This window comes from Variovorax sp. GW823-FHT02B07 (assembly GCF_058797695.1).
On sequence record NZ_JBXAJX010000008.1, the window covers coordinates 145,471 to 157,052 of the forward strand.

Annotated in this window: 8 protein-coding genes; 2 read left to right on the plus strand and 6 right to left on the minus strand. The window is 69.3% G+C overall.

Annotated features, from left to right (window positions below):
* Nucleotides 1-70: 70 nt before the first annotated feature.
* Nucleotides 71-2,197 (minus strand): carboxypeptidase regulatory-like domain-containing protein, encoded by a 2,127-nt coding sequence (locus AC1RGU_RS27885; RefSeq protein WP_492699472.1) that lies wholly within the window; start codon nucleotides 2,195-2,197, stop codon nucleotides 71-73.
* A 181-nt stretch (nucleotides 2,198-2,378) separates the two neighbouring features.
* On the opposite strand from AC1RGU_RS27885, the gene AC1RGU_RS27890 reads away from it, so the two are divergent.
* Nucleotides 2,379-3,362 (plus strand): helix-turn-helix transcriptional regulator, encoded by a 984-nt coding sequence (locus AC1RGU_RS27890; RefSeq protein ID WP_062473909.1) that lies wholly within the window; start codon nucleotides 2,379-2,381, stop codon nucleotides 3,360-3,362.
* 69 nt (nucleotides 3,363-3,431) lie between these two features.
* Here the strand turns inward: AC1RGU_RS27890 and AC1RGU_RS27895 are convergent, their stop codons facing one another.
* Nucleotides 3,432-5,564 (minus strand): PQQ-dependent dehydrogenase, methanol/ethanol family, encoded by a 2,133-nt coding sequence (locus tag AC1RGU_RS27895; protein WP_492699474.1) that lies wholly within the window; start codon nucleotides 5,562-5,564, stop codon nucleotides 3,432-3,434.
* Nucleotides 5,565-5,707: 143 nt separating this feature from the next.
* On the opposite strand from AC1RGU_RS27895, the gene AC1RGU_RS27900 reads away from it, so the two are divergent.
* Nucleotides 5,708-6,967 carry a helix-turn-helix domain-containing protein gene (locus AC1RGU_RS27900; RefSeq protein ID WP_492699476.1) on the plus strand — a complete coding sequence of 420 codons (1,260 nt, stop codon included), beginning with the start codon at nucleotides 5,708-5,710 and terminating at the stop codon, nucleotides 6,965-6,967.
* A gap of 4 nt (nucleotides 6,968-6,971) precedes the next feature.
* Here the strand turns inward: AC1RGU_RS27900 and AC1RGU_RS27905 are convergent, their stop codons facing one another.
* The 4 genes from AC1RGU_RS27905 to xylF all read right to left on the minus strand — a co-directional run bounded on the left by AC1RGU_RS27905 (nucleotide 6,972) and on the right by xylF (nucleotide 11,282).
* A complete protein-coding gene (locus AC1RGU_RS27905) occupies nucleotides 6,972-8,126 on the minus strand; it encodes an ROK family transcriptional regulator (protein WP_492699478.1) in 1,155 nt (384 codons plus the stop codon).
* A gap of 1 nt (nucleotide 8,127) precedes the next feature.
* A complete protein-coding gene (locus AC1RGU_RS27910) occupies nucleotides 8,128-8,931 on the minus strand; it encodes an ATP-binding cassette domain-containing protein (protein WP_095747145.1) in 804 nt (267 codons plus the stop codon).
* A 1-nt stretch (nucleotide 8,932) separates the two neighbouring features.
* On the minus strand, nucleotides 8,933-10,123 hold the full coding sequence (locus AC1RGU_RS27915; protein WP_070062989.1) for a sugar ABC transporter permease: 1,191 nt from the start codon (nucleotides 10,121-10,123) through the stop codon (nucleotides 8,933-8,935).
* A gap of 136 nt (nucleotides 10,124-10,259) precedes the next feature.
* Nucleotides 10,260-11,282 (minus strand): D-xylose ABC transporter substrate-binding protein, encoded by a 1,023-nt coding sequence (xylF, locus tag AC1RGU_RS27920; RefSeq protein WP_390349644.1) that lies wholly within the window; start codon nucleotides 11,280-11,282, stop codon nucleotides 10,260-10,262.
* Between the last annotated feature and the right edge of the window lie 300 nt (nucleotides 11,283-11,582).

Consider the following 11,582-nt stretch of genomic DNA (forward strand, 5'->3'; position numbering starts at 1 on the left):
CTCTCAGAGAAAAAGCCGCCGACCCGAAAGGGCCGGCGGCTTTTTTCATGCGGTGACAGCAGGAAAAGAATCAGGGAGGCGAGTAGGTCCACGCCTCGAAGTTCTTGCGCACATCGACCTGGCGCGCGGTGCGTGCCGTGAAGATGAAGCTGCTGACCGACGAGCCCTGCGCGTATTGGTAGGCGTTGTTGCCGACGCTCACGCAGTGGTTGTCGCTCGGCGAGTTCACCGGCTGGCAGTAGATGACGGCCTTGCGCGCCGAGGTGCGCACGGTGATCGAGTCGGTGAAGCGGTTGTTGTTCGGGCCACGGCCGGCCACCAGGAAGGTGGTCGGCGCGTAGGCGCCGCTGGGCACGGCCCAGCCGTCGAGGTTGCCCTCGGCGCTGAAGTCGATGTTGTTGGCACTGGGGTCGGACGGCACCGGCGCGCCGAACACGATGCCGCGCGGGACACCGTCGATTTCCTGCATCAGCTCGGCGCGCAGGGCCGGCGTCATTTCCACGGTCGGCAGTTGCACGGCCTCGGCAAGGGTCGGCGCGCGCGAGAAGGTGCGCACGTACTGCACCGGGTTGGTCCCGCCGGCCGCCAGGTAGAACTCGAGCTTCCAGACCGCCTGGTCGGGAATGGCGCTCAGCTGCGCGTCGTCGAACTGCGGCGCTGCGAAGAGATTGCCGGACTCGACGCTGCTCGGGTTGCCGCCTTGCGCCGGGTCCACGTAGCGCGCGGCCATGCGCCACAGCGAGGAGTTCAGCGCGCCGTTGGCGGTGCCGTCGGTGGTGAGCACCAGGGTGGTCAGCCCGGCCCGGGGCACGAGGACCAGCTCGCGGCCCGGCAGCGCCGACGAGGTCGCCACCACCTTCGTGAAGATCGAGTCGCCGTTGCCGTCGAGCACGTTGTCCACCGACACGTTGTAGCCCGCGGCGTGGTACTTCAGGTTCGCGTGCTTGAGGAAGTCCTTCAGCTCCTGCTGCGGACGCACGGCGGCGCGGTAGGCGTTGCTGTTGCCGGTGAGCTTGAGCGCGCCATTCACGATCTTGGCGTTGAACACGTCGTTGTCGGTGTTGCCCACGCTGTCGGTCCAGCGGTAGGTGAGCGCGATGTCGCCGCCCGGGTGGAAGTATTCGAAATTGCCGCGGTCGTGCTTCAGGTTCGTCGGGCCGAAGCGGAACAGGCTTTCGAAAGGCCGGCGCGGGCCGCTCGACGCGCGCCCGATGTGCAGGCCGGCCGCGACGAAGCTGGCCGGGTCGTCGCCCACGAACAGCGTGCGGCAGGCCGGTGCGACCACGTCGGCGGCTTCGCCGAAGGCGTTGCCGTCGGAGCCGATGGTGCTGTCCACGCGCTCGTTCAGCGGCAGCGCGTAGCAGGCGTTGAGGCGGTCCAGCAGGTCCTTGACCATCGCCGGCGTGGGCGGCTGCACGAGGGCCGCGGCATCGACCGCGGGCAGCGGCGCGATGCTGCTCTCGCCGGTGCGAAAGACGATGGACACCGGCGCGCTCTCTTCGCTCGCGGGCTGCGCCTTGACGGTGATCTCGATGTTGGCGGCCGTGCCGTCGGGGCGCACCGACACGTTCAGCGTGTCGAGCACGCGGTCCTGTCCCGTGCCGTTGGCCTGGAAGGTGCCGCTCATCGGGTCGATGCTGGTGTTGAGCGCGTCCAGCAGCGGCTTGAGCGCGGCCACGAGCTTGGCCACCTGGTCGCTGATGGCGCCCGGTGTGACGGCGCCGGCGTCGGCCTGCACCGCGGCGGCGAGCTTCGACGGATCGCCGTTGGGCGACAGCTGCGCCACCACGACGGTGGTCAGCGGCGTGACGTTGGTGGTGCCGGTGGCGGTGCTGGCGGTGGTGCTGTAGAGCGTGAGGTCGTCGCGCACGGCCTGGATCACCAGCGGCGCCTTGGTGCCGGCGGGCAGCACGCAGCTGTAGGTGCCTTCGGCCGGCACGGTCACTTCGCAGACCTTGGCGCCGGTCTGGTCGAACACGGTGAGCGCGGCGCCGGCAAAGGCCGCGCCGGTGGCCACGGTGCCGCTCAGCGTGCCGGGCGACTCGGCGGCGGGCGGCGTGCCGCCGTTGCCGCCCGTACCGACGGGAAATGCGAAACCACCGCCGCCTCCGCCACCCCCACCGCCGCCGCAGGCGCCGAGGATCAACAGGGTGGCAAGGGACAGGGCGTGGGGGATTCTGGAGGTGGGGTGGGGCATCGTGGGTCTCTCGAAAAGGGAAAGGGCCTGGTCAGCAACCGAGGGCGCTGCAAACAATAGCTTTCGCTTTTGGAAATCAAATGATGCAAATGCACCATTCTTGAAACCGCGCGGCCGAGCCCCGCGCGCGTCACCGGAACATGGGATGGGCATGCGGCGCCGGGGCTGGAAGACTCCCCGCATGACCTTCACGGCCGGTGTCCCGCGCGACTTCAGCGACCTCCTGTTGCGGCTGTACCGCCTCTCGCACGAGCTGCCCATCGACGCCTTCCAGGACGCCGCGCTCGACCTCCTCAAGCCCGTGCTGCCCTTCGACTCGTCGATGTGGGGTACCGCCACCCGCACCGACCACGGCATCGACATCCACACGATCCACCTGCACAACCAGCCGCTCGAGATGGTCACGGCCTACGAGCAGGTCAAGCACATGGACACGGCCGCCGGCGAGGTGGCCAAGCAGTCGAACGCCACGCTCGCCTTCAATGCGCAGGCGTGGTTCTGCCGCGACGACCAGGCCGAGCTGCGCGACTACGGCCGCCGCTTCGAGCAGGCCAACTTCTTCATCACCTCGGATTCGAACCCGCAGACGAGCTTCGTCCACTGGCTCAGCCTGTTCCGCGCCGACCCGGAAGCCCACGGCACGGAGGAAGAGCGGCAACTGCTCGCCAGCCTCGCGCCGCACGTGATGCAGGCGCTGGCGCTGAACCGCGTGATGCACCTGGACCGCCTCGAAGCGGGCAGCGCGTCGCCCGGCGGCTCGGCCATCGGCGACCTGCGCGGCGTGCTGTACCACGCCGACCGGCTGTTCGAGGCGATGCTGAAGGCCGAGTGGCCGGCCTGGCACGGCCGCACGCTGCCCGATGCGCTGCTGCAGCACTTTCTGCAGGGCCACGCGCGCTTCAACGGGCGCGAGATCGTGGTCACGCACCGCGTCGAGCAGCGCCTGCTGTTCCTCAAGTGCCGCCATCGCTGCCGCGCCGACAGCCTCACGCCGCGCGAGCACACCATCGCCGAACTGCTGGCGCGCGGCGACACTCACAAGGAAGTGGCCGCCATCCTGAACCGCTCGCCGGCCACGGTGCGCAACCACATCCAGTCGATCTACGACAAGCTGCAGGTGGGCAACGTGGCGGGGCTGATCCACGAGCTGCGCCTCGCAGGCTGACAACCGCCCTGCCCAAAAGAAAAGGCGCCATCGGCGCCTTTTCTGTTTGGTTGCGCGGGTGCGCCCTGCTTACTTCGGCCGGATCGCGTCCGCCGTGCCCTGGATGAAGGCCTTGATGCTCTCGATGTCGTCGCCCGAGAGCTTGCCCGTGAAGTCGGGCATGCCGCGCGACATGGCCGGGCCCTTGAGCACGAACTTGTCGAGGTTCTCGATGTAGGCCGGGTCGAGGTAGCCCAGGTTCGGGATGTTGCCGCCGCGGTCCACGCCCGGCACGCCGTGGCAGAACACGCAGTTGCTCACGTACAGCATGGTGCCGGCCTGGACCTTGGCGGGGTCGTACTTCACGCCCTGCACCAGCTTGGCCATGCGGTACTCGACGAACGCGGGCATCTTGGCCGTGCCGCCGACCGCGAAGGTGTAGACCGTGCCCGGCCCCTGCCGCTCGGTGGCGCGCTGCGCCAGGCCGTACACGCCGCCCCAGCCCACGGCCACCGACACGTACTGCTTGCCGTCCACCATGTAGGTCGCGGGCGCCGCCACCACGCCGGTGCCGGTGGGCGTTTCCCACAGCTTCTCGCCGGTCTTGGCGTGGTAGGCCACCAGGCGCCCGTCGGCCGTGCCCTGGAACACCAGGTCGCCGGCGGTGGTCAGCGTGCCGCCGTTCCACGGCGAGGCGTAGTCCACGCCCCAGGCTTCCTTCTGCTTGATGGGGTCCCAGGCCACGAGGCGGCCGAAGGGCTTGCTCGTGGGCGGCTCGACGTTGGCGAACTTGCCGAGGTTCCAGCCCAGCGCCGCGTGCGGCCGGCCGGGCGCGTTCTCGTCGAACTTCCAGGCCTTGTCGTCCATCAGGTTGATCGGCACGTGCTGGGCCGGCAGGTAAGCCAGGCCGGTCTGCGGGTTGTAGGACATCGGGTGCCAGTTGTGCGCGCCGAACGGGCCCGGGATGCTGTCGCCCGGCTTCTCGTTCTGCCGCGCGGCGGGGACCTCGATGGGCCGGCCGTTCTTGTCGTAGCCCGTGGCCCAGTTGACCGCGACGAAGTTCTTCGCCGAGATGAACTTGCCGTTGGTGCGGTCGATGACGAAGAAGAAGCCGTTCTTGGGCGCATGCAGCAGCACCTTGCGCGCCTTGCCGTTCAGCTTGACGTCGGCCAGGATCATCGACTGGGTCGAGGTGTAGTCCCAGTTGTCGCCGGGCGTCTCCTGGTAGTGCCACTTGTACTTGCCGGTGTCGGGGTCGAGCGCGACCACCGAGCCCAGGTACAGGTTGTCGCCGCCCTTGGGGCTGCGCGCCTTGGCCGCCCAGGGCGAGCCGTTGCCGGTGCCCACGTACATCAGGTTGAGCTCGGGGTCGAAGGCGAAGCTGTCCCACGCGGTGCCGCCGCCGCCGGCTTCCCAGTACTTGCCGCTCGGGTCCCAGGTCTTGGCGGCGCGCGCCATCGACTCGTCTTCGAAAGGCTTGCTCGGGTCGCCGGGCACCACGAACCAGCGCCACTTCTGGTCGCCGGTCTTCGCGTCGTAGGCGGTGACGTAGCCGCGCACGCCGTACTCGGCGCCGCCGTTGCCGATGATGACCTTGCCCTTGAACACGCGCGGCGCGCCGGTGATGGTGTAGCTGCCCTTCTGGCCCTCGATGGTGTTCTTCTCCCACACCTTCTGGCCGGTGGCGGCGTCGAGCGCGATCAGGCGGCCGTCGTAGGCGGCCACGTAGACGCGGCCTTCGTACAGCGCCACGCCGCGGTTGACCACGTCGCAGCAGCCCCTGAAGCCCTTCGTGCGGTCGACCTGCGGATCGAAGGTCCAGATCTTCTGCCCGGTGCGCGTGTCGATCGCATGCACGATGCTCCACGAGGCCGTGACGTACATGATGCCGTCGACCACCAGCGGCGTGGCTTCCACGCCGCGCGTCGATTCGAGGTTGTACGACCAGACCAGCCCGAGCTGCTTCACGTTGCCGGTGTTGACCTGGTCGAGTTTGCTGAAGCGCGACTCGGCGTAGTCCAGCCCGTAGCTGGGCCAGTCGGGCGTCTTCTTCGCCGCGTTGGCGCGCACGAAATTGCCGTCGACGCGCTTGACGGCCGCACCGGCGCGGTCCTGCGGGCTGGCGGCCGTCTGGGCCAGCGCCGGGGCTGCAAGGCCCAGGCACAGCAAGGCGCCCGCAAGCAGGCGCCGCCCGGAAAAAGGCTGTGTCGTTGTCGTCTTCATCGGGGTCTGTCTCCTTCTTCGTTCTGCCCCAAGGATCGTTCGCACGGCATCGGCCTTCACCCCCGGGATTTCCCCAATCAAGCCTTGTTCCATTGCGGAACACATTCGGGAGGGTCCCTGAACCCGGAAGAGGTGGCGAACCCATGGCGCTCGACAGGCTCGGCACGGCGGATGCGCCGCGCCAACTCTTTGCCAGCACGCCGGCGCAGCGCGTGGCGCTGGCGCGGCAGCAGTTTTTCGAAGAAGGCGTGCGCCCCTCGGGGCTGGTCGGCGAGGCGGTCATCCAGTCGTGGATGCGCTGCAGCCGCACCCACGCCGACCGGCAGCGCGTGGTGGCCTTCGACGCCGTCACGCCCAGCCGGCTGCACACCACGCTCGCGCGCAACCGCGAGCTGCTGGACGTGGCGCGGCACGAGCTCGTGCAGATGGAGCACATGCTCGCGGGCACCGACTGCCGCGTGATCCTCACCGACCGCGACGGCGTGGTGGTGCACGTCACGAGCCAGCCCGCCGGCACGCACCAGCCCGTGCTGCGCCAGACCGCGCGCCTGGGCGTGAACATTTCCGAGCGCGTGGTGGGCACCACGGCGCCGGGCATCGTGGCCAGCACCGGGCAGGCCTGCACCGTGGACGGCGCCGAGCACTACTACGACGTGCTGTGCCACATGCAATGCGCCGCGGCACCGATCCGCGACGTGAGCGGCCGGCTCGCGGGCGTGCTCGACCTCACGGTGGAAGCGCGGCGCTTCGGCTTCGACGCGGCCTCGATGGTGGCGCTGCACGCCACCATCATCGAGAACCGGCTGCTGCAGGCGCAGTCGCGCGACCACCTGATCCTGCGCTTCCAGGCCAGCCCCACGCTGCTGGGCACGCCGCTCGAGGCGCTCGCGGGCATCGCGCCCGACGGCACCATCGCGTGGCTCAACAACGCCGGCGCGCGGCTGCTGGGGCGGCTGCCCGAGGCCCCCGACGACCGCGACGTGGAATGCCTGCTGGGCCACGACCTCGCGAGCCTGCTGCGGCTGGGCCGGCGCGAGGCCGCGCAGCCGCTGCGGCTGGCCAGCGGGCTCGGCGTGTGGATGCAGGCGCAGCTCAAGGGCGCGGACGGCGCGGACTTCCGCCACGCGGTGGCGATGCCGGACATGGCGAGCGCACAAGCCGATGCGCCCGTGGCGATCGACGTGCAGGCGCAGCCGCCCGTGGCGCTTGCACCCGCCAGCGACATCGAGCCGGTGCCGCCCACCGAAACCCTGCGCGAGCACAGCCGCAAGCTGATCGAGGACACGCTCGCGGCGCACGGCGGCAACGTGTCGCAGGCGGCGCGGCAGCTGCGCGTGTCGCGCGGCACGCTGTACCGGCGGTTGCGCGGCTGGCGCGACGACGACAGCGGCGCAGCGGACTGACGACTCAGGCGCCGGCGCGCGCCAGTGCGCGCGCGCGGCGCGCCTTCGCATCGGGCTGCAGCGGCCGCAGGTAGTCGTGCAGCGCCAACGCCGCCGCCCCCACCGCGGGCGCAAGCGCTTCGTAGCGTGCCGTGCGCAGTTCCGGCGCGGGCATGCCGGCACGCTCCGCATGCCCCTTCACGCCTTCGAACGCCGCCTGCGCGAACTCCGGATGCTCGGCGCAGACCTTGCCCCCGAGCACGATCGCGCGCGGGTTGAAGGTGACCCACAGGTTCTGCAGCAGCACGCCGAAGAACGCAGCGGCGCGCGCCATGTCCGCGCCCTCGCGCGCCAGCACGCGCGAACCGAAGAAGGCCTCGGCGCAGCCGCGCCGGCCACACGAGCACAGCGGCCCGTCCAGCTGCAGGATGGTGTGGCCGATCTCGCCGGCCATGCCCTGCGCACCGGTGAAGAGGCGGTCGTTCAGCACCACGCCCGCGCCCACGCCCACGTCGCTGTTGACGAAGATCAGCGGGTCTTCGCCCTCGCCCGCCGCGAACTCGTACTCGCCGAGCGCGGCGGCATCGGCGTCGTTCTGCAGCTGCACGGTGACACCCGGCAGGCCCGCCGCGGCCAGCGCCTTTTCGAGCGCGGGCAGCAGGCTCACGTTGCGCCAGCCGAGGTTGGGCGCGAAGCGGACCACGCCCGTGCAGTCGTCCACCGCGCCGGGCACGCACACGCCGATGCTCGACAGGCGCAGGCCGCGCTCGTCGAGCTGCGCGTGTGCCGCCGCCGCCATGCGCGCAAGCTGCGCGCACACGCGGGCGGGCTCACCGTCGTCCAGCGGCTCGGCCTGCGCGTGCAGCACCTCGCCCTGCAGCGAGACGCACACCAGGCGCAGCGTTTCGACGGCGATCTCCACGCCCATCAGCGCGCGCACGCCGACGTTGATCCGCAGCGGCGTGGACGGCCGCCCGAGCCCGTCGGCCACGGCGGCGCCCGATTCGCTGAGCCAGCCCTCGTCGAGCAGCTCGCGCACCAGCAGGCTCACGGTCGACTTGGTGAGCCCGCTTTCGCTCGCGAGCCGCGCGCGCGACAAGCCCGGCTGCGCGCGCAGCAACCGCAGCAGCACGCTGCGGTTCAGGCGCTTGAGCAGCTGCTGGTCGCCGATGGTCTTCATGTCATGCCGCTGCAGTGGCCGCGGTTGCTGCGTGGTGCGCCTGCTCGCGCCCCTCGGGCCGCTTGCCGGCAATGATCATCCCGAGCACTTCGTCTTCGGTGACGTCGGCCGTGCGGTAGGTGCCCACGAGCTTGCCGTTCTTCATCACCGCGAGCCGATCGCTCAGCGAGAACACGTCGGGCATGTCATGCGTGATGAGGAAGATGCCGACGCCGTCGTCCTTCAGCTGCTTGACGAGGCGCCCGACCATCGCCGTCTCTTCGGGGCCGAGCGCGGCGCAGGGCTCGTCCATGATGAGGATGCGTGCGTTGAAGTACAGCGCGCGCGAGATCGCCACCACCTGCCGTTGCCCGCCCGACAGGCGCCGCACCGGGATGCGGATGTTGGTGAAGTTCTTGTTCAGGCGCTGGAACACCTTGCGCGCCTGCACTTCCATGAAGTGGTCGTCCAGCGTGTTCCACGCCGTCATCTTCTCGCGGCCCAGAAAGAGGTTCGCCACCGAGTCGAGGTTGTCGGCCAGCGCGAGCGTCTGGTAGATGGTCTCGATGCCCTGGGCCTGCGCTTCGGCAGGCGTGCGGATGTGGACCTTCTCGCCGGCGATGAGCGTGTCGCCCGAATCGATCGGGTAGGCGCCCGCGAGCATCTTCATCAGCGTGGACTTGCCGGCGCCGTTGTGGCCCAGGAGCGCGACCACCTCGCCGGGGTAGAGGTTGATGCTCACGCCGTCCACGGCCTTCACGCCGCCGAAGGCCTTGCGGATCTCGCGCAGCTCGACCAGGGGTTTTGTCTTGTCGATGTCGGCCATGTCAGTTCTCCCCGAACTTGCGGCGGTAGAGCACGTCGAACACCACGGCCACGATCAGCACCTGGCCGATGATCACCATGCGCTTGCCGATGGGCACGTCGAGCAGCAGCATGCCGCTGTCCAGCGACTGCATGATCAGCGCGCCCAGCACCGAGCCGAAGATCGAGCCGCTGCCGCCCGCCAGCGCCGTGCCGCCGATGACGGCCGCCGCGATCACGTACAGCTCCATGCCCGTGCCCAGCGAGTTGGTGCCCGCGTTGAGCCGCGCGATCGACACGATGGCCGCCACCGTCACCAGCACCGCCAGCAGCGCGAACAGCATCAGCGTGACGCGCTGCACCGGAATGCCCACCAGCGCCGCCGCGTCGGGGTTGCCGCCCATCGCGAACACGTAGCGGCCAAAGCGCGTGCGGTGCACGATGAACGACAGCACGATCGCCACCGCCGCCCAGATCAGCACCGGAATCGGAATGCCCTGCGGCTCGCTCTTGGACGAGATCTGGTAGCTGTTCATCACCCAGGCGAAGCCGACCACCACCGCCACCGGCACGGCCGTGAGCAGCACGTCGAGCCACAGCGCCTCGGTCGGCATGTCGTAGCGCTGGCGCGCGCGGCGCTTTTGCACCATGCGCCCGAACAGCACCAGCGCCACCAGCCCCGCGAGCACCCAGCTGGCCGTGACGCCGATGCCGCCGTCGTAGCCGCCACCCAGGCGCTGGAAGAACTCGTCGTTCACCGGCTGCGTCTTGCCGTCGGCCACCAGGAAGGCCGCGCCGCGAAACGACATCAACCCGCCCAGCGTGACCACGAACGACGGCACGCCCAGCACCGCCGTGAGCCAGCCCTGGTAGATCGACACCAGCAGCGCCACCGCGAGCCCCGCGAGGCAGGCCGTGGGCCACGACCAGCCCGAGGTGTATTGCAGGTAGGCAATGAGCACGCCGACGAAGCCCATCACCGAGCCCACCGACAGGTCGATGTGGCGCGCCACGATGATCAGCACCATCACCGTGGAGACGATGCCGACCACCGCCGTCTGCTGCGCGACGTTGTAGAGGTTCTCGGGCGAGAGGAACACGCCGCCCGACATGACGCTGAACGCCACCGCCATCACGGCCAGCAGCACGCACATCAGGAGCAGGCGCAGGTCGATGCCGGTGCGGCGCCACCAGCCGGGTGTTGGATCGCTCATTTTTCAGACCCCCTCGGGACGGACTACAGGTGCGCAACCGCCCACCGGCTGGCCCTTGCGGGTCGGCCGGAAGCCATGTTGCGAAGAGATGGAGGGCGCGTTCAGCGAGAAGCTGAACGCGCCGGTGGTTGCGGCGTTACTTGCAGGCCGCGGGCGCGTTCGCGCCCGAGACGCCCTTGCACAGCTCGTCCTTCTTGATCCAGCCGGCCTTGACGATCACGTCGAGGTTGTCGCGCGTGATCGGCACCGGCGTCAGCAGGCGCGAGGACAGCGAGAGCTTCTTGGCGCCGCCGGCCCAAGGCGCAGCCTTGTCGACCGGCTTGCCGGCCGCCAGCGAGACCGCCGCCGTGGCGGCTTCGCGGCCGAGCTCGCGCGAGTCCTTCCAGATGGTCGCGGTCTGCGTGCCCAGTGCCACGCGGTTCAGCGCGGCGAAGTCGGCGTCCTGGCCCGACACCGGAATGCCGCGCAGGCCCTTGGCCGTGAGCGCCGCGACCGCGCCGCCGGCGGTGCCGTCGTTGGCCGCCACCACCGCGTCGACCTTGTTGCCGTTCTTGGTGAGGATCTGCTCCATGTTCTTCTGCGCGACTTCGGGCTTCCAGCCTTCGGTGTACTCGTCGCCGACGATCTTGATGTCGCCCTTCTTGATGGAGGGCTCGAGCACCTCTTGCTGGCCCGCGCGCAGGAAGTCGGCGTTCGGGTCGCTCGGCGAGCCCTTGATGATCACGTAGTTGCCCTTGGGCTTGACCTTGAGCACCTCGCGCGCCTCCATGCGCCCGACCTCGACGTTGTCGAAGGTGATGTAGAACACGCCGGGCGCCTCGATCAGCCGGTCGTACGCCACCACCGGCACCTTCTGCCGCGTGGCCTTGGTCACGGCGGGCAGGATCGCGTCCTTGTCCATCGCCAGCACGATGAGCGCCTTCGCGCCCTTGGACATCAGCCCCTCGATGTCGCCCAGCTGCTTCTCGGGCGAGCCGCCCGCGTCGGCGCTGATGTACTTCGCGCCGAGCTTTTCCAGCTGCGCCTTGATCGCGGCCTCGTCGGTCTTCCAGCGTTCTTCCTGGAAGTTGGACCAGCTCACGCCGACCACGGTCTGCGCCATCGCGCCCACGGCCGTGAGACCGAACGCCAGGGCGGCCAGGGTGTGTTTCGTTGTCAGTTGCATCGGTGTCTCTCCTCAGAACGGTGGGCCGGGGTAGTTAGTTTGAGTGGCGAACTAACTATCCCATCGGCGGGGGGTTCCGGGCACCCGGGAATTCCCGGACGGCACCGCCGCTCCAGATACAAATGGAAAACTCTGGGGACAGTTTCCGGACAAGCCCCCTGTTATCCACAGCGGGAACGCCCGCGCCCAAGTTGTTCCTGTTTTGATAGCACCGCGAAAGCACAGGAGCACACAGTGTCCGGGGTGTGACAAGTTGTTGTCAGGCAAGAGAAAAAGTGCCCTGTCCACAGGGCG